Here is a 16,465-nt window from a genome sequence, read left to right as displayed (position 1 = left end):
ATGCTGTTAAATGCGCTGGCGTCGCTTGGACATAAAGGGATTAAAACCCTGAGAACGTTCGGGCGGGCCGGGTTAATGTTATTCAATGCGCTGGTAGGCAAACCGGAATTTCGTAAACACGCGCCGCTGCTGGTGCGTCAGCTCTATAATGTCGGCGTCCTGTCGATGCTGATTATTGTGGTTTCTGGCGTATTCATCGGAATGGTGCTGGGTCTACAAGGTTATCTGGTTCTGACCACCTATAGTGCGGAAACCAGTCTAGGGATGCTGGTGGCGTTATCGCTGCTGCGTGAACTGGGGCCGGTGGTTGCCGCGTTGCTGTTTGCCGGACGCGCCGGTTCGGCGTTAACTGCTGAAATTGGTTTGATGCGCGCCACAGAACAACTCTCCAGTATGGAGATGATGGCGGTCGATCCGCTGCGTCGGGTTATTTCTCCACGTTTCTGGGCTGGGGTTATTTCATTGCCGCTGCTGACGATTATTTTCGTCGCCGTGGGGATCTGGGGCGGATCATTGGTCGGCGTTAGCTGGAAAGGTATTGATAGCGGATTCTTCTGGTCGGCAATGCAAAACGCCGTCGACTGGCGTATGGATTTGGTCAACTGTCTGATTAAGAGCGTGGTGTTCGCCATTACGGTGACGTGGATTTCGTTGTTTAACGGTTACGACGCTATCCCGACTTCTGCCGGGATTAGCCGGGCAACCACTCGCACCGTTGTCCACTCGTCTCTGGCTGTTCTGGGGCTGGATTTTGTGCTGACCGCATTGATGTTTGGGAATTGAGTTCATGCAAACGAAAAAAAATGAAATTTGGGTGGGAATCTTTTTATTAGCAGCACTGCTGGCGGCGCTGTTTGTTTGCCTGAAGGCGGCAAACGTGACGTCAATACGTACTGAACCAACCTACACGCTCTATGCGACGTTCGATAACATCGGCGGTCTGAAAGCGCGCTCTCCGGTTAGTATCGGTGGCGTTGTAGTCGGTCGGGTGGCAGATATTACGCTGGATCCAAAAACCTATTTGCCACGCGTGACGCTGGAAATTGAACAACGTTATAACCACATTCCTGACACCAGTTCGCTGAGCATTCGTACTTCCGGTCTGCTTGGGGAGCAATATCTGGCGTTAAACGTCGGTTTTGAAGATCCCGAACTGGGTACTGCTATCCTGAAGGATGGCGATACAATTCAGGACACCAAGTCTGCGATGGTGCTGGAAGATCTCATTGGTCAGTTCCTTTACGGTAGTAAAGGCGATGACAATAAGAATAGTGGCGATGCGCCAGCTACTGCGCCAGGTAATAATGAAACCACTGAACCTGTGGGTACAACGAAATAATTTCAGGAGAACCGACGCATGTTTAAACGTTTAATGATGGTCGCTTTGCTGGTGATTGCACCGTTGAGTGCGGCAACCGCGGCAGACCAGACCAATCCGTATAAGCTGATGGACGAGGCGGCGCAGAAAACGTTCGATCGCCTGAAGAATGAGCAACCGCAAATTCGGGCTAACCCGGATTATCTGCGTACTATTGTTGATCAGGAGCTACTGCCGTATGTGCAGGTGAAATACGCTGGTGCACTGGTGCTGGGTCAGTATTACAAGAGTGCTACCCCGGCCCAACGTGACGCGTACTTTGCCGCTTTCCGTGAGTACCTGAAGCAGGCTTACGGTCAGGCACTGGCGATGTATCACGGTCAGACTTACCAGATTGCGCCAGAACAGCCGCTGGGCGACAAAACCATTGTGCCTATTCGCGTCACCATTATTGACCCGAATGGCCGCCCGCCGGTACGTCTGGATTTCCAGTGGCGCAAAAATTCCCAAACTGGCAACTGGCAGGCTTACGACATGATTGCCGAAGGCGTCAGCATGATCACCACCAAACAAAACGAGTGGGGAACGCTGCTGCGTACCAAAGGTATTGACGGCCTGACTGCGCAACTGAAATCGATTTCTCAACAGAAAATCACTCTGGAAGAGAAAAAATAATGAGTGAGTCACTGAGCTGGGTGCAGACGGGTGACACTCTGGCATTAGCTGGAGAGTTGGATCAAGACGTACTGCTACCGCTTTGGGAAGTGCGTGAAGAAGCGATGAAGGGAATTACCTGCATCGATCTCAGTCGCGTGTCCCGCGTTGATACAGGTGGGTTGGCGTTGCTGCTCCACCTTATCAATCTGGCGAAAAAGCAGGGTCACAGCGTGACGCTTCAGGGGGTAAACGATAAAGTCTATACCCTGGCAAAGTTGTATAATTTGCCGTCTGATGTCCTGCCTCGTTAAATTTTTTCAGGCTGGATAAGGCGTTAACCGCCTGTCCAGCAAATCTGCCTGCAAGTTGAGCCTTGTTTGATACATCAGCAAGGCTTTTTGCTTATTTATGACTGCGCAACTTTGCTCTAAGATGTTTCGCTGGCTTATTAACTGATGAATGAAGATCCCATGGAAAATAATGAAATTCAGAGCGTGCTGATGAACGCTCTCTCCCTCCAGGAAGTCCACGTTTCCGGCGATGGCAGCCACTTTCAGGTTATTGCCGTGGGTGAGATGTTTGACGGCATGAGCCGGGTTAAAAAACAGCAGACGGTTTATGGTCCGCTGATGGAATATATTGCGGATAACCGCATTCATGCTGTGTCGATCAAAGCTTATACCCCTGCGGAGTGGGCGCGCGATCGCAAACTGAACGGCTTTTGAGCTATGGGCGATTTGCCGGTAGCAGATATGAATTGTTAACTGAGAACAAACTAAATGGATAAATTTCGTGTTCAGGGGCCAACAAAGCTCCAGGGCGAAGTCACAATTTCCGGCGCTAAAAATGCTGCTCTGCCTATCCTTTTTGCCGCGCTACTGGCGGAAGAGCCAGTAGAGATCCAGAACGTTCCGAAACTGAAAGACGTCGATACGTCAATGAAATTGCTGAGTCAGCTTGGTGCTAAAGTGGAACGTAATGGCTCTGTGCATATTGATGCCCGCGATGTAAATGTGTTCTGCGCGCCTTACGAGCTGGTGAAAACCATGCGCGCTTCTATTTGGGCGCTGGGGCCGCTGGTAGCGCGTTTCGGTCAGGGACAGGTTTCGCTGCCTGGCGGTTGTACAATTGGTGCGCGCCCGGTTGATTTACATATTTCCGGCCTTGAGCAATTAGGCGCGACCATCAAACTGGAAGAAGGTTACGTTAAGGCTTCCGTCGATGGCCGTCTGAAAGGCGCGCATATCGTGATGGATAAAGTCAGCGTTGGTGCAACAGTCACCATCATGTGTGCCGCAACTCTGGCAGAAGGCACTACCGTTATCGAAAACGCGGCGCGTGAACCGGAAATCGTCGATACCGCCAACTTCCTCATTACGCTGGGCGCGAAAATTAGCGGTCAGGGTACTGATCGAATAGTCATCGAAGGTGTGGAACGTTTAGGCGGTGGCGTCTACCGCGTGCTACCGGATCGTATTGAGACCGGCACGTTCCTGGTCGCTGCGGCGATCTCTCGCGGTAAAATTATCTGCCGTAACGCCCAGCCAGATACCCTCGATGCTGTGCTGGCGAAGTTGCGTGACGCCGGGGCGGACATTGAAGTGGGCGAGGACTGGATTAGCCTGGATATGCATGGCAAACGTCCGAAGGCTGTTAATGTGCGTACCGCGCCGCATCCGGCGTTTCCGACCGATATGCAGGCCCAGTTCACGTTGCTGAACCTGGTGGCAGAAGGGACTGGATTTATCACTGAAACTGTGTTTGAAAACCGCTTTATGCACGTGCCAGAACTGAGCCGTATGGGCGCGCATGCCGAGATTGAAAGCAATACCGTTATTTGTCACGGTGTCGAAAAACTTTCCGGCGCACAGGTTATGGCGACCGATCTGCGTGCTTCAGCAAGTCTGGTGCTGGCTGGTTGTATTGCAGAAGGAACTACGGTTGTTGATCGTATTTATCACATCGATCGCGGCTACGAACGCATTGAAGACAAACTGCGTGCCTTAGGTGCGAACATCGAGCGTGTGAAAGGCGAGTAATCGTCTGAAAGCTGGCAGCTCCGTTCGCGGGGCTACCGCCAGACAACTCATTTTTTCGGTTTGGTGTAGCTGCGCATTAACTGTGTTCTGTCGATAAACGCATGTGTCTGCGGATCGTGATAGCGTGATGGCCAGATTACCCAAGGTTCCGTTCCTAATGCTTTCGCAATAATCATCTCTCCCTTCGGCCAGGGACGTGATAATGCATTTGCCAGCGTCGAAGAACTTAAACCATTTCTGCGAGACTCCGCAGCCATTGATGTTCCTTTTTTCCGCAAACCAGCAATGATGTCGGCAGGATGCCAGTCAATGAAATTATTCTCCATCTTTCCTCACTCCTTAAGTTAGTCGCTTTCATTCAGAACATGCGTTCTGTCGAGCATCACTATACTCCTGATGGCGAATTGCTCTAAAAAGTTCATGTAAATAGCGTGAAGATTCAGAATATATAAAGAAAATGACCTGATTATTCAGAGAGTATTGCGCTGAATAAGTATTTTTATGGAGCTTACTGGAATTATCCCGCGCAATGCGCGGGATACAGGGAAGGGATTAGCGATCGCGTTGAACAGCGATGTGCGCGAGGCCGATTAATGCCTCTCGCCACGGAGTGTCCGGGAGTACCTGTAATGCTTCAATAGCTTTATCTGCTTCTTCCTCGGCACGCTGACGCGTCCATTCGAGAGAACCACAAGCGTTCATTGCTTCCAGAACAGGTTCCAGAAGATGACGCCCGTTGCCTTGCTCAATGGCGGTACGGATCATCTGCGCTTGTTCCGGTGTGCCATGATGCATTGCATGCAGCAGCGGTAACGTTGGTTTACCTTCGTTCAGATCGTCCCCGACGTTTTTACCCAACTGTTCACCGTCGGCATTGTAATCGAGCAAATCGTCGATTAGCTGGAAAGCGGTGCCGAGGTAGCGACCATAATCCTGCAGACCTTTTTCTTCTTCTGGCGTACAACCTGCCAGAATTCCGGAACACTGAGCAGCAGCCTCAAACAGGCGCGCGGTTTTGCTGTAAATAACGCGCATGTAGTTTTCTTCGGTGATGTCCGGGTCGTTAACGTTCATCAGTTGCAGCACTTCACCTTCTGCGATGACGTTTACCGCTTCGGACATCACTTCCAACACTTTGAGCGAGCCGAGGCTGGTCATCATCTGGAAAGCGCGGGTATAAATAAAATCACCAACCAACACGCTGGCAGCATTGCCAAACGCGGCGTTGGCGGTAGCTTTACCCCTGCGCATATCTGATTCATCCACAACGTCGTCGTGTAGCAGGGTCGCCGTGTGGATAAACTCGATCAGGGCGGCGATAGTGACATGCGCATTCCCCTCATAGCCAACAGCTCGTGCAGCCAGTACAGCAATCATCGGGCGAATGCGTTTACCCCCGCCGCTGACGATGTAATAGCCTAACTGATTGATCAGTTGGACTTCGGAATTAAGCTGCTCGAGAATTGCCGCATTAACACCCGCCATATCTTGCGCGGTTAACTCATTGATTTTTTCTAAATTCATCGCAAAAGCCGGGCTTTTCGCCCCGATTACCTTACTGTGAACAAAGGCAACTTAGGGTTTATGGTTAGGAATATAGGGTGATTGTACTGAAAAAATGGCACAGATAAACGTTACCGTACAAGTTGTGTTTTTTTTCTTCGTGTATTGACTGTAGCACTTGTCAAAGGCGTGCGTTTTGCGTAATATTCGCGCCCTATTGTGAATATTTATAGCGCGCTCTGAATCATTGAAAAGGTGTGCGCGGAAGCGGAGTTTTATATGTACGCGGTTTTCCAAAGTGGTGGTAAACAACACCGAGTAAGCGAAGGTCAGACCGTTCGCCTGGAAAAGCTGGACATCGCAACTGGCGAAACTGTTGAGTTCGCAGAAGTTCTGATGATCGCAAACGGTGAAGAAGTCAAAATCGGCGTTCCTTTCGTTGATGGCGGCGTAATCAAAGCTGAAGTTGTTGCTCACGGTCGTGGCGAGAAAGTTAAAATCGTTAAGTTTCGCCGTCGTAAACACTATCGTAAGCAGCAGGGCCATCGTCAGTGGTTCACTGATGTGAAAATTACTGGCATCAGCGCCTAAGACCTGAGGAGAGATTTCAAATGGCACATAAAAAGGCTGGCGGCTCCACACGTAACGGTCGCGATTCAGAAGCTAAACGCCTGGGCGTTAAGCGTTTCGGTGGCGAATCCGTTCTGGCGGGTAGCATCATCGTTCGTCAACGTGGTACTAAATTCCACGCGGGCACCAACGTAGGTTGCGGTCGTGACCACACTTTGTTTGCTAAAGCAGACGGTAAAGTGAAATTCGAAGTTAAAGGCCCGAAAAACCGTAAGTTTATCAGCATCGAAGCTGAATAAGTTTTTCGCGTCCCGGTAACGGATGAAAGCCCCGCAACGTGTTGCGGGGCTTTTTACATTCGACAACCGGTAAAAATGCGCATCGTGCGGCGTTAATCCGCAAATGCGTTTTGCAGGGAATACGGTATGAAGCAGCAGGCAGGCATTGGCATTCTTTTGGCGCTCACCACAGCAATTTGCTGGGGGGCGTTGCCAATCGCAATGAAGCAGGTGCTGGAGGTGATGGAACCTCCGACAATCGTGTTTTACCGTTTCTTGATGGCGAGTATTGGCCTTGGGGCCATTCTTGCAGTGAAGAAAAAGCTGCCGCCATTACGCGTGTTTCGTAAGCCACGTTGGTTGATATTACTGGCGGTGGCGACTGCCGGACTGTTTGGGAATTTCATCCTGTTCAGCTCATCCTTGCAATACTTGAGTCCTACCGCCTCGCAGGTGATAGGGCAACTCTCGCCGGTTGGCATGATGGTTGCCAGCGTATTTATCCTGAAAGAGAAAATGCGTAGCACTCAGGTAGTGGGAGCATTGATGCTTCTGAGTGGGCTGGTGATGTTCTTTAACACCAGTCTGGTTGAGATTTTTACAAAGCTCACCGATTACACCTGGGGTGTTATCTTTGGTGTCGGTGCTGCAACGGTCTGGGTGAGTTATGGCGTGGCGCAAAAGGTTTTATTGCGTCGGTTGGCATCACCGCAGATCCTGTTTTTGCTGTACACTTTATGTACAATGGCGCTCTTCCCACTGGCGAAACCAGGGGTAATAGCGCAGCTTAGCAACTGGCAACTCGCATGTTTAATTTTTTGCGGGCTGAATACGTTGGTAGGATATGGCGCCCTGGCGGAAGCGATGGCACGCTGGCAGGCAGCGCAGGTGAGCGCGATCATCACGCTTACTCCACTGTTTACGCTGTTTTTTTCAGATCTTTTATCACTGGCCTGGCCCGATTTCTTCGCCAGACCGATGTTAAACCTTTTAGGTTATCTCGGTGCGTTTGTCGTGGTTGCGGGCGCGATGTATTCCGCCATTGGTCATCGTATTTGGGGCGGATTACGTAAGCATACAACGGTGGTATCGCAACCCCGCGCAGGCGAATGATTTACGGAGAATAAAATGAAGTTTGTTGATGAAGCATCGATTCTGGTCGTTGCAGGTGATGGCGGCAATGGTTGTGTGAGCTTCCGCCGCGAAAAATATATTCCGAAAGGCGGCCCGGATGGCGGCGATGGTGGTGACGGCGGCGACGTATGGATGGAAGCCGACGAGAACCTGAACACGCTTATCGATTACCGTTTTGAAAAATCTTTCCGTGCAGAGCGTGGCCAGAACGGTGCAAGCCGCGACTGTACCGGTAAGCGTGGTAAAGACGTGACGATTAAAGTGCCAGTAGGTACGCGTGTTATCGATCAGGGCACTGGTGAAACCATGGGCGATATGACCAAACACGGTCAGCGCCTGCTGGTTGCTAAGGGCGGCTGGCACGGCCTGGGCAACACCCGCTTCAAATCATCGGTTAACCGTACTCCCCGGCAGAAAACCAACGGTACACCAGGTGATAAGCGTGAGCTGCTGCTGGAGCTGATGCTGCTGGCTGATGTCGGGATGCTGGGGATGCCAAACGCTGGTAAATCGACCTTTATCCGCGCAGTATCTGCGGCTAAACCGAAAGTGGCGGACTATCCGTTTACCACTCTGGTGCCAAGCCTTGGCGTGGTTCGTATGGACAATGAGAAGAGCTTCGTTGTTGCTGATATTCCGGGGCTGATTGAAGGTGCTGCTGAAGGTGCAGGTCTGGGGATCCGCTTCCTGAAGCATCTGGAACGTTGCCGCGTATTGCTGCACCTTATCGATATCGATCCGATTGACGGCACCGATCCGGTTGAGAACGCGCGCATTATTATTAGCGAGCTGGAAAAATACAGCCAGGATCTGGCGGCGAAACCACGCTGGTTAGTCTTCAACAAGATTGACCTGCTGGATAAAGCGGAAGCCGAAGAGAAAGCGAAAGCCATCGCTGAGGCGCTGGGTTGGGAAGATAAATATTATCTGATCTCTGCAGCGAGCGGGCTGGGCGTGAAAGACCTCTGCTGGGATGTGATGACCTTTATCATCGAAAACCCAGTGGTGCAGGCCGAAGAAGCGAAACAGCCAGAGAAAGTCGAATTCATGTGGGATGATTATCACCGTCAGCAGCTTGAAGAGATTGCTGAAGAGGATGATGAAGACTGGGATGACGACTGGGACGAAGACGACGAAGAGGGCGTTGAGTTCATTTACAAGCGTTAATCAGCAAAACCCCGGCACTGCGCCGGGGTTTCTTTTTAACTAATTGTTCTGATAAATATCTTTGTACAAGCGGCTTTCAAAGCGCACCAACGGAATGCGGCGATTACGTTGATCCGCCGGTTCTACCGCATAGCCAGAAAGATATTGTACAAATGCCATCCGTTGCCCACTTGCCGTGGTAATGAATCCCGCCAGGTTATACACGCCTTGTAACGATCCTGTTTTTGCCGAAACTTTGCCATCTACCCCCGCCTGATGCAGACCGGCACGGTACTGTAACGAGCCGTCATAGCCTGCCAGCGGCAGCATGGAGATAAAGTTAAGCTCGTTATCATGCTGGGCAATGTATTGTAGCACTTGCATCATGGTGGCTGGCGCAATCAGGTTATGTCGTGAAAGCCCTGAACCATCGGCAATAATGGTGTTGCCAATATCGACACCGGCTTGCTGACGCAGGATCTGGCGCACGGCATCGGAGCCGGCTCGCCATGTACCAGGCACATTAAAGCGCGCATGACCAATCATTCGAAAGACGGTATCTGCGATCATGTTGTCCGATTTTTTCAGCATAATCTTAAGCAGATCATGCAAAGGGGCCGACTGTTTGCTGGCGACCACCGTTCCCGGCTCATTAACCTGTGTCTGGCGCAGCAGTGTGCCGGTATAGGTGATGCCTGCCTGTTTAAGCTCATCTTTCAGAATCGCCCCAGCATAGCTGGCACCATCCTGTACGGCAAAGGCCAATGGAAGAGGCTCAGAACGTTGTGGCAGGCATCCAGTTAGCGTAAAGCGGTTAAGGTCACCAGGCACGACATCCAGCTCGCAATATTGCGCTTCGGCAGAACCACGGGGGAGGGTGCGTACCTGACTGAACATCGTAACGGGGTAATAAGATGCCACGCGAATAAAAGCCATATCACCGGGCTTTTGTGCGCTGTAGAGCGAGACAGAGAAGCAATTGCGGTCAACGATAGCGGCGGCTGGCGGAGCGCTAAAGCATTGTGTCATGTCGTTCCAAGGCCAGCCGGGAGCCTTATCGTGACTGGCAAAAATGGAGGTATCTATAAGCACGTTGCCATTGATTTGCGTGATGCCAGATTTTTTCAGGGTTGTTACCATATTGCGAATATCCTGACGTTTTAGCGTCGGATCGGCACCAAATCGCGCCACTAAGTCGCCTTTAAGCACACCGTTTTCCACATTACCTTTGGTTTCCAACGTGGTGGTAAAACGAAAGTCGGGGCCGAGTTGAATCAATGCCGCCAGCGCAGTGATGACTTTTTGCGTACTGGCGGGCAGCGCCATCTGCTGACTGTGGTAATCAATAGTGGGGGCAGACGCGCCGACTTTTTGCACCATCAGGGCAAGGTTGGCACCTGCGGGGAGTTGAGTAATGTACTCATCAACATTCGCGGCCTGAACACTGAACGCTATACCGCTGGTCAATCCGATGATAAATCTGGAAAATCGCATAATCTCGCGCTAACAACCTGGAATCGAGCCGTCATACTACGGCGCAACACCCTATAAAGTAAACGATGACCCTTCGGGAACTTCAGGGTAAAATGACCATCAAAATGTGAATTGTAGCTGACCTGGGACCTGTTTCCGGGTCGGTATTTTTTTGCTTCTGGCCCTGGTGAGGAGTTATGCCGGGCTGACCGAACAGCCGGGGTGGGTGGAGACTCGCCCCATCAGGAATATTCAAGAGGTATAACAAATGCAAGCTATTCCGATGACCTTACGCGGCGCTGAAAAATTACGCGAAGAGCTGGATTTTCTGAAATCTGTGCGCCGTCCTGAAATCATTGCTGCTATTGCTGAAGCGCGTGAACATGGCGATCTGAAAGAGAACGCCGAATACCACGCAGCTCGTGAGCAGCAGGGATTCTGCGAAGGCCGTATTAAAGATATCGAAGCCAAGCTGTCGAACGCTCAGGTAATCGATGTCACCAAAATGCCGAACAATGGTCGCGTTATTTTTGGTGCTACCGTAACGGTGTTGAATCTGGATTCTGATGAAGAGCAGACTTATCGCATCGTAGGTGATGATGAAGCTGACTTTAAACAAAACCTGATTTCTGTAAACTCGCCTATCGCTCGTGGCTTGATCGGCAAAGAAGAAGATGATGTTGTGGTCATCAAAACGCCGGGCGGCGAAGTAGAATTTGAAGTAATTAAGGTGGAATACCTGTAAGAATTACCCAATACTCAAAATGTTGATGTATTGTAAAGAAAGGAAAAAGGCCGCTATGCGGCCTTTTATCAACGAACAGAGCGTGGCATTTTGCTCTCCTGCCTGCGGAAAATCCCTCGTTTTACACAGAAAATGTGTGTAACTTTAGGATAATCTTAGCGTGGCAGCGAGATTTTACGTTCTTTAGTTGGGCGATAAAGCACCAGCGTTTTACCGATGACCTGTACATTACAGGCGCCGGTTTCGCGCACGATAGCTTCCACGATCAAGGTTTTAGTTTCGCGATCTTCTGTTGCGATTTTCACCTTGATGAGTTCATGGTGCTCTAGCGCTTGTTCAATCTCGGCCAGCACCCCTTCGGTCAAACCATTACTGCCAAGCAGAACAACTGGCTTGAGCGGATGTGCCAGACCTTTCAGGTGCTGTTTTTGTTTAGTACTCAGATTCATCGTATTTTTTTGCTTACGTTGGGATTGAAAACGGGTCATTCTACCGCCATCTCCCATATATCACCAAATAGGCGCGTAAAAATTTACGCAATTGGTTACGATGAGTTATCCCAATGGGAAAGTTAAATGACAGGTAAGAAGCGTTCTGCCAGTTCCAGCCGCTGGCTTCAGGAACACTTTAGCGATAAATATGTTCAACAGGCACAGAAAAAGGGGTTACGTTCCCGTGCCTGGTTTAAACTTGATGAAATACAGCAAAGTGACAAACTCTTTAAACCGGGAATGACGGTAGTCGACCTTGGCGCCGCGCCGGGTGGTTGGTCACAATATGTAGTCACCCAAATTGGCGGCAAAGGCCGTATCATCGCTTGCGATCTTTTACCTATGGATCCTATCGTTGGTGTGGACTTTCTTCAGGGCGATTTTCGTGATGAACTGGTCATGAAGGCTCTGCTGGAGCGTGTAGGCGACAGCAAAGTCCAGGTTGTCATGTCAGATATGGCACCAAACATGAGCGGAACACCGGCGGTGGATATCCCCCGTGCCATGTATCTGGTGGAACTGGCGCTAGAAATGTGTCGTGATGTGTTAGCGCCGGGTGGCAGTTTTGTAGTGAAGGTGTTCCAGGGCGAAGGTTTCGATGAGTATCTAAGGGAAATTCGCTCCCTGTTTACGAAGGTTAAAGTTCGTAAGCCGGACTCTTCTCGTGCACGTTCGCGGGAAGTGTATATTGTAGCGACCGGGCGTAAACCCTAACCGGGAGATTTCAGACGAAAGTTTGAAAGATGCTGGATATAGAGTATCCTGACGCTGTTTTTAACACAGTTGTAATAAGAGGTTAATCCCTTGAGTGACATGGCGAAAAACCTAATACTCTGGCTGGTCATTGCCGTTGTGCTGATGTCAGTATTCCAGAGCTTTGGGCCCAGCGAGTCTAATGGCCGTAAGGTGGATTACTCTACCTTCCTACAAGAGGTCAATAACGACCAGGTTCGTGAAGCGCGTATCAACGGACGTGAAATCAACGTTACCAAGAAAGATAGTAACCGTTATACCACTTACATTCCGGTTCAGGATCCAAAACTACTGGATAACCTGTTGACCAAGAACGTCAAGGTTGTCGGTGAACCGCCTGAAGAGCCAAGCCTGCTGGCTTCTATCTTCATCTCCTGGTTCCCGATGCTGTTGCTGATTGGTGTCTGGATCTTCTTCATGCGTCAAATGCAGGGCGGCGGTGGCAAAGGTGCTATGTCGTTCGGTAAGAGCAAAGCACGTATGTTGACGGAAGATCAGATCAAAACGACCTTTGCTGACGTTGCTGGTTGCGACGAAGCAAAAGAAGAAGTTGCTGAGCTGGTTGAGTATCTGCGTGAGCCGAGCCGCTTCCAGAAACTGGGCGGTAAGATCCCGAAAGGGGTTCTGATGGTTGGTCCTCCGGGTACTGGTAAAACGTTGCTGGCGAAAGCCATTGCAGGCGAAGCGAAAGTTCCGTTCTTTACCATTTCTGGTTCTGACTTCGTTGAAATGTTCGTTGGTGTTGGTGCATCTCGTGTACGCGACATGTTCGAACAGGCGAAGAAAGCGGCTCCGTGTATCATCTTTATTGATGAAATCGATGCCGTAGGCCGCCAGCGTGGCGCGGGTCTGGGTGGTGGTCACGATGAACGTGAACAGACACTTAACCAGATGCTGGTTGAGATGGACGGCTTCGAAGGTAACGAAGGTATTATCGTGATCGCTGCGACTAACCGCCCGGACGTTCTCGACCCGGCGCTGCTGCGTCCTGGTCGTTTCGACCGTCAGGTTGTGGTTGGTTTGCCAGATGTTCGTGGTCGTGAGCAGATCCTGAAAGTTCACATGCGTCGCGTACCGCTGGCACCAGATGTTGATGCGGCAATTATCGCCCGTGGTACACCGGGCTTCTCTGGCGCAGATCTGGCTAACCTGGTGAACGAAGCAGCACTGTTCGCTGCACGTGGCAATAAACGTGTTGTTTCGATGGTTGAGTTCGAGAAAGCGAAAGACAAAATCATGATGGGCGCGGAACGTCGCTCCATGGTGATGACGGAAGCGCAGAAAGAGTCCACCGCGTATCACGAAGCAGGCCATGCGATTATCGGTCGCCTGGTGCCGGAACACGATCCGGTACACAAAGTAACGATTATCCCGCGCGGTCGTGCGTTGGGTGTGACCTTCTTCCTGCCTGAAGGCGATGCTATCAGTGCCAGCCGTCAGAAACTGGAAAGCCAGATCAGTACCCTGTACGGCGGTCGTCTGGCAGAAGAGATCATCTACGGACCGGAACATGTTTCTACCGGGGCGTCCAACGACATTAAAGTTGCGACCAACCTGGCGCGTAACATGGTGACCCAGTGGGGCTTCTCTGAGAAACTCGGTCCGCTACTGTATGCGGAAGAAGAAGGTGAAGTTTTCCTCGGTCGTAGCGTGGCCAAAGCTAAACATATGTCCGATGAAACTGCGCGTATCATCGACCAGGAAGTGAAGTCACTGATTGAACGTAACTACAATCGTGCGCGTCAGTTGTTGAACGACAACCTGGATATCCTGCATGCGATGAAAGATGCACTCATGAAATATGAGACCATCGACGCACCGCAGATTGATGACCTGATGGCGCGTCGCGATGTACGTCCGCCTGCAGGTTGGGAAGAGTCGGGAGCATCTAACAATTCTGACAATAATGGCACTCCAAAGGCACCGCGTCCGGTTGATGAACCACGCACGCCAAATCCGGGTAATACCATGTCAGAGCAGTTAGGCGACAAGTAAGTTCCCGCATCAGATGACTGTATTTGTACCGAAAACCCCGGGGCGTGCTCCGGGGTTTTTTCTTATCAATTTATACCAGGGATAACACCATGAAACTCTTTGCCCAGGGCTCTTCACTGGATCTTAGCCATCCTCACGTAATGGGGATCCTCAACGTTACGCCAGATTCTTTCTCTGATGGCGGTACGCATAACTCACTGACTGATGCAGTGAAACATGCGAACCTGATGATCAACGCTGGCGCGACGATCATTGACGTTGGTGGAGAGTCCACGCGTCCAGGGGCAGCGGAAGTGAGTGTTGAAGAAGAGTTGCAGCGTGTTATTCCGGTGGTTGAGGCAATTGCGCAACGATTCGAAGTTTGGATCTCGGTCGATACTTCTAAACCGGAAGTCATCCGGGAATCGGCAAGAGTGGGCGCTCACATCATTAACGATATCCGATCCCTTTCCGAGCCAGGTGCTCTGGAAGCGGCTGCGGAAACCGGTTTACCCGTATGTCTGATGCATATGCAGGGAAATCCAAAGACCATGCAGGAAGCACCGAAATATGATGATGTCTTTGCTGAAGTGAATCGCTACTTTATTGAGCAAATAGCACGTTGTGAACAGGCGGGTATCGCAAAAGAGAAATTGTTGCTCGACCCCGGATTCGGTTTCGGTAAAAATCTCTCCCATAACTATTCATTACTGGCGCGTCTGGCTGAATTTCATCATTTCAATCTGCCGCTGTTGGTGGGTATGTCACGAAAATCGATGATTGGACAGCTACTGAATGTTGGGCCGTCTGAGCGTCTGAGCGGCAGTCTGGCTTGTGCGGTAATTGCCGCAATGCAGGGCGCGCACATTATTCGTGTTCATGACGTCAAAGAAACCGTAGAAGCGATGCGGGTGGTGGAAGCCACTCTGTCTGCAAAGGAAAATAAACGCTATGAGTAATCGTAAATATTTCGGGACCGATGGGATTCGTGGTCGTGTTGGGGATGCGCCGATCACACCTGATTTTGTGCTTAAACTGGGCTGGGCTGCGGGTAAAGTACTGGCGCGGCACGGCTCCCGTAAGATCATTATCGGCAAAGATACCCGTATTTCTGGCTATATGTTGGAGTCGGCGCTGGAAGCCGGCCTGGCGGCAGCGGGCCTTTCCGCGCTCTTCACCGGCCCGATGCCAACACCGGCGGTGGCTTATCTGACACGCACCTTTCGTGCAGAGGCCGGGATTGTGATTTCTGCATCGCATAACCCGTTCTACGATAATGGTATTAAATTCTTTTCCATCGACGGCACTAAACTGCCAGATGCAGTCGAAGAAGCCATCGAAGCTGAAATGGAAAAAGAGATTAGCTGCGTTGATTCGGCAGAACTGGGTAAAGCCAGCCGTATTGTTGATGCTGCGGGTCGCTATATCGAATTTTGCAAAGCCACGTTCCCGAACGAACTTAGCCTCAGTGAACTGAAGATTGTGGTGGATTGCGCAAATGGTGCAACCTATCACATCGCTCCAAATGTACTGCGCGAGCTGGGAGCGAACGTAATCGCCATCGGTTGTGAGCCGAATGGTGTAAACATCAATGCCGAAGTGGGGGCAACTGATGTTCGTGCATTACAGGCGCGTGTACTGGCTGAAAAAGCGGATCTCGGCATTGCCTTTGACGGCGACGGCGACCGCGTCATCATGGTTGACCATGAAGGCAATAAAGTTGATGGCGATCAGATCATGTATATCATCGCGCGTGAAGGTCTTCGTCAGGGGCAGTTGCGTGGTGGCGTAGTGGGCACATTAATGAGCAATATGGGGCTGGAATTGGCGCTGAAACAGCTAGGTATTCCATTTGCTCGCGCAAAAGTGGGCGACCGCTATGTACTGGAAAAAATGCAGGAGAAAGGCTGGCGCATCGGCGCGGAGAACTCCGGTCATGTGATTCTGCTGGATAAAACCACCACCGGTGACGGCATCGTTGCCGGTTTGCAGGTACTGGCGGCGATGGCGCGCAACCACATGAGTCTGCACGACCTTTGCAGTGGCATGAAAATGTTCCCGCAGATTCTGGTTAACGTGCGTTATACCGCAGGCAGCGGCGATCCGCTTGAGCATGAATCAGTTAAAGCCGTGACAGCGGAAGTTGAAGCGGCGCTGGGTAGCCGTGGACGCGTGCTGCTGCGTAAATCTGGCACCGAGCCGTTGATTCGCGTGATGGTCGAAGGTGAAGACGAAGCACAGGTGACTGAATTTGCCCACCGTATCGCTGATGCGGTAAAAGCGGTTTAATGCGATTGCTAACTGGCTAAAAAGGCGGCGATTGTCGCCTTTGTTCTACTTATGTACATCGGTTTTGCTGTTTTTTTCCGCAGTTGATACAATGC

At 51.0% G+C, this 16,465-nt stretch carries 19 protein-coding genes; 15 read left to right on the top strand and 4 right to left on the bottom strand.

Annotated features, from left to right (window positions below; genetic code table 11):
• The 6 genes from mlaE (at window position 1) to murA (ending at window position 4,014) form a co-directional block, all read left to right on the top strand.
• Complete coding sequence (mlaE, locus tag ESM_RS0115960) at window positions 1–783, top strand: lipid asymmetry maintenance ABC transporter permease subunit MlaE (protein WP_000925792.1); 783 nt, start codon at window positions 1–3, stop codon at window positions 781–783.
• 4 nt (window positions 784–787) lie between these two features.
• Entirely contained in the window at window positions 788–1,339 is a 552-nt protein-coding gene (mlaD, locus tag ESM_RS0115955; protein ID WP_001517165.1) for an outer membrane lipid asymmetry maintenance protein MlaD, read from the top strand.
• 18 nt (window positions 1,340–1,357) lie between these two features.
• Entirely contained in the window at window positions 1,358–1,993 is a 636-nt protein-coding gene (gene mlaC / locus ESM_RS0115950) for a phospholipid-binding protein MlaC (protein WP_000476484.1), read from the top strand.
• The gene (gene mlaB, locus ESM_RS0115945) at window positions 1,993–2,286 is read left to right on the top strand and encodes a lipid asymmetry maintenance protein MlaB (RefSeq protein WP_000004490.1); all 294 of its coding nucleotides are present in this window, start codon (window positions 1,993–1,995) and stop codon (window positions 2,284–2,286) included. Before mlaC ends, mlaB begins: the two co-directional genes overlap by 1 nt.
• Window positions 2,287–2,445: 159 nt before the next feature.
• Complete coding sequence (ibaG, locus tag ESM_RS0115940; protein WP_010379217.1) at window positions 2,446–2,700, top strand: BolA family iron metabolism protein IbaG; 255 nt, start codon at window positions 2,446–2,448, stop codon at window positions 2,698–2,700.
• A 54-nt stretch (window positions 2,701–2,754) separates the two neighbouring features.
• The gene (murA, locus tag ESM_RS0115935) at window positions 2,755–4,014 is read left to right on the top strand and encodes a UDP-N-acetylglucosamine 1-carboxyvinyltransferase (protein WP_000357277.1); all 1,260 of its coding nucleotides are present in this window, start codon (window positions 2,755–2,757) and stop codon (window positions 4,012–4,014) included.
• A 47-nt stretch (window positions 4,015–4,061) separates the two neighbouring features.
• On the opposite strand, the gene sfsB is transcribed toward murA, so the two are convergent.
• On the bottom strand, window positions 4,062–4,340 hold the full coding sequence (gene sfsB, locus ESM_RS0115930; RefSeq protein ID WP_000429729.1) for a DNA-binding transcriptional regulator SfsB: 279 nt from the start codon (window positions 4,338–4,340) through the stop codon (window positions 4,062–4,064).
• A gap of 226 nt (window positions 4,341–4,566) precedes the next feature.
• The gene (gene ispB, locus ESM_RS0115925) at window positions 4,567–5,538 is read right to left on the bottom strand and encodes an octaprenyl diphosphate synthase (protein WP_001047349.1); all 972 of its coding nucleotides are present in this window, start codon (window positions 5,536–5,538) and stop codon (window positions 4,567–4,569) included.
• Between the two features lie 258 nt (window positions 5,539–5,796).
• Between ispB and rplU the strand changes: the two genes are divergently transcribed.
• From rplU to cgtA, 4 genes are all read left to right on the top strand, one after another.
• The gene (rplU, locus tag ESM_RS0115920) at window positions 5,797–6,108 is read left to right on the top strand and encodes a 50S ribosomal protein L21 (RefSeq protein WP_000271401.1); all 312 of its coding nucleotides are present in this window, start codon (window positions 5,797–5,799) and stop codon (window positions 6,106–6,108) included.
• Between the two features lie 20 nt (window positions 6,109–6,128).
• Window positions 6,129–6,386, top strand: coding sequence for a 50S ribosomal protein L27 (gene rpmA, locus ESM_RS0115915; protein WP_000940596.1), 258 nt, complete (start codon window positions 6,129–6,131; stop codon window positions 6,384–6,386).
• Window positions 6,387–6,512: 126 nt separating this feature from the next.
• Complete coding sequence (locus ESM_RS0115910) at window positions 6,513–7,478, top strand: DMT family transporter (protein WP_000813015.1); 966 nt, start codon at window positions 6,513–6,515, stop codon at window positions 7,476–7,478.
• A gap of 15 nt (window positions 7,479–7,493) precedes the next feature.
• Complete coding sequence (gene cgtA, locus ESM_RS0115905) at window positions 7,494–8,666, top strand: Obg family GTPase CgtA (RefSeq protein WP_000673561.1); 1,173 nt, start codon at window positions 7,494–7,496, stop codon at window positions 8,664–8,666.
• A 39-nt stretch (window positions 8,667–8,705) separates the two neighbouring features.
• Here cgtA and dacB read toward each other — a convergent pair whose 3' ends face one another.
• The gene (gene dacB / locus ESM_RS0115900) at window positions 8,706–10,139 is read right to left on the bottom strand and encodes a serine-type D-Ala-D-Ala carboxypeptidase (RefSeq protein ID WP_001212669.1); all 1,434 of its coding nucleotides are present in this window, start codon (window positions 10,137–10,139) and stop codon (window positions 8,706–8,708) included.
• A gap of 247 nt (window positions 10,140–10,386) precedes the next feature.
• Between dacB and greA the strand changes: the two genes are divergently transcribed.
• Complete coding sequence (gene greA, locus ESM_RS0115895) at window positions 10,387–10,863, top strand: transcription elongation factor GreA (RefSeq protein WP_001148001.1); 477 nt, start codon at window positions 10,387–10,389, stop codon at window positions 10,861–10,863.
• 155 nt (window positions 10,864–11,018) lie between these two features.
• Here the strand turns inward: greA and yhbY are convergent, their stop codons facing one another.
• Window positions 11,019–11,312, bottom strand: a complete 294-nt coding sequence (yhbY, locus tag ESM_RS0115890; protein WP_001054420.1) for a ribosome assembly RNA-binding protein YhbY — start codon at window positions 11,310–11,312, stop codon at window positions 11,019–11,021.
• Between the two features lie 126 nt (window positions 11,313–11,438).
• On the opposite strand from yhbY, the gene rlmE reads away from it, so the two are divergent.
• From rlmE to glmM, 4 genes are all read left to right on the top strand, one after another.
• Window positions 11,439–12,068 carry a 23S rRNA (uridine(2552)-2'-O)-methyltransferase RlmE gene (rlmE, locus tag ESM_RS0115885; protein ID WP_000145975.1) on the top strand — a complete coding sequence of 210 codons (630 nt, stop codon included), beginning with the start codon at window positions 11,439–11,441 and terminating at the stop codon, window positions 12,066–12,068.
• A gap of 99 nt (window positions 12,069–12,167) precedes the next feature.
• Window positions 12,168–14,102 (top strand): ATP-dependent zinc metalloprotease FtsH, encoded by a 1,935-nt coding sequence (ftsH, locus tag ESM_RS0115880; protein WP_001107478.1) that lies wholly within the window; start codon window positions 12,168–12,170, stop codon window positions 14,100–14,102.
• An 89-nt stretch (window positions 14,103–14,191) separates the two neighbouring features.
• Window positions 14,192–15,040, top strand: coding sequence for a dihydropteroate synthase (gene folP / locus ESM_RS0115875; RefSeq protein ID WP_000764718.1), 849 nt, complete (start codon window positions 14,192–14,194; stop codon window positions 15,038–15,040).
• Window positions 15,033–16,370, top strand: a complete 1,338-nt coding sequence (gene glmM, locus ESM_RS0115870; RefSeq protein WP_000071146.1) for a phosphoglucosamine mutase — start codon at window positions 15,033–15,035, stop codon at window positions 16,368–16,370. Before folP ends, glmM begins: the two co-directional genes overlap by 8 nt.
• Window positions 16,371–16,465: the final 95 nt, after the last annotated feature.

This window comes from Escherichia sp. TW09308 (genome assembly GCF_000208565.1).
Taxonomy (GTDB): domain Bacteria; phylum Pseudomonadota; class Gammaproteobacteria; order Enterobacterales; family Enterobacteriaceae; genus Escherichia; species Escherichia marmotae.
The sequence above is the reverse complement of the archived record's forward strand: the minus strand, read 5'-3'. Positions and strand labels throughout refer to the sequence as shown.

Bases quoted from the DNA above. Each gene is read 5' to 3' on its own strand.
- mlaE (WP_000925792.1), top strand. From the start codon at position 1: ATGCTGTTAAATGCGCTGGCGTCGCTTGGACATAAAGGGATTAAAACC.
- mlaD (WP_001517165.1), top strand. From the start codon at position 788: ATGCAAACGAAAAAAAATGAAATTTGGGTGGGAATCTTTTTATTAGCA.
- mlaC (WP_000476484.1), top strand. From the start codon at position 1,358: ATGTTTAAACGTTTAATGATGGTCGCTTTGCTGGTGATTGCACCGTTG.
- mlaB (WP_000004490.1), top strand. From the start codon at position 1,993: ATGAGTGAGTCACTGAGCTGGGTGCAGACGGGTGACACTCTGGCATTA.
- ibaG (WP_010379217.1), top strand. From the start codon at position 2,446: ATGGAAAATAATGAAATTCAGAGCGTGCTGATGAACGCTCTCTCCCTC.
- murA (WP_000357277.1), top strand. From the start codon at position 2,755: ATGGATAAATTTCGTGTTCAGGGGCCAACAAAGCTCCAGGGCGAAGTC.
- sfsB (WP_000429729.1), bottom strand. From the start codon at position 4,340: ATGGAGAATAATTTCATTGACTGGCATCCTGCCGACATCATTGCTGGT.
- ispB (WP_001047349.1), bottom strand. From the start codon at position 5,538: ATGAATTTAGAAAAAATCAATGAGTTAACCGCGCAAGATATGGCGGGT.
- rplU (WP_000271401.1), top strand. From the start codon at position 5,797: ATGTACGCGGTTTTCCAAAGTGGTGGTAAACAACACCGAGTAAGCGAA.
- rpmA (WP_000940596.1), top strand. From the start codon at position 6,129: ATGGCACATAAAAAGGCTGGCGGCTCCACACGTAACGGTCGCGATTCA.
- ESM_RS0115910 (WP_000813015.1), top strand. From the start codon at position 6,513: ATGAAGCAGCAGGCAGGCATTGGCATTCTTTTGGCGCTCACCACAGCA.
- cgtA (WP_000673561.1), top strand. From the start codon at position 7,494: ATGAAGTTTGTTGATGAAGCATCGATTCTGGTCGTTGCAGGTGATGGC.
- dacB (WP_001212669.1), bottom strand. From the start codon at position 10,139: ATGCGATTTTCCAGATTTATCATCGGATTGACCAGCGGTATAGCGTTC.
- greA (WP_001148001.1), top strand. From the start codon at position 10,387: ATGCAAGCTATTCCGATGACCTTACGCGGCGCTGAAAAATTACGCGAA.
- yhbY (WP_001054420.1), bottom strand. From the start codon at position 11,312: ATGAATCTGAGTACTAAACAAAAACAGCACCTGAAAGGTCTGGCACAT.
- rlmE (WP_000145975.1), top strand. From the start codon at position 11,439: ATGACAGGTAAGAAGCGTTCTGCCAGTTCCAGCCGCTGGCTTCAGGAA.
- ftsH (WP_001107478.1), top strand. From the start codon at position 12,168: ATGGCGAAAAACCTAATACTCTGGCTGGTCATTGCCGTTGTGCTGATG.
- folP (WP_000764718.1), top strand. From the start codon at position 14,192: ATGAAACTCTTTGCCCAGGGCTCTTCACTGGATCTTAGCCATCCTCAC.
- glmM (WP_000071146.1), top strand. From the start codon at position 15,033: ATGAGTAATCGTAAATATTTCGGGACCGATGGGATTCGTGGTCGTGTT.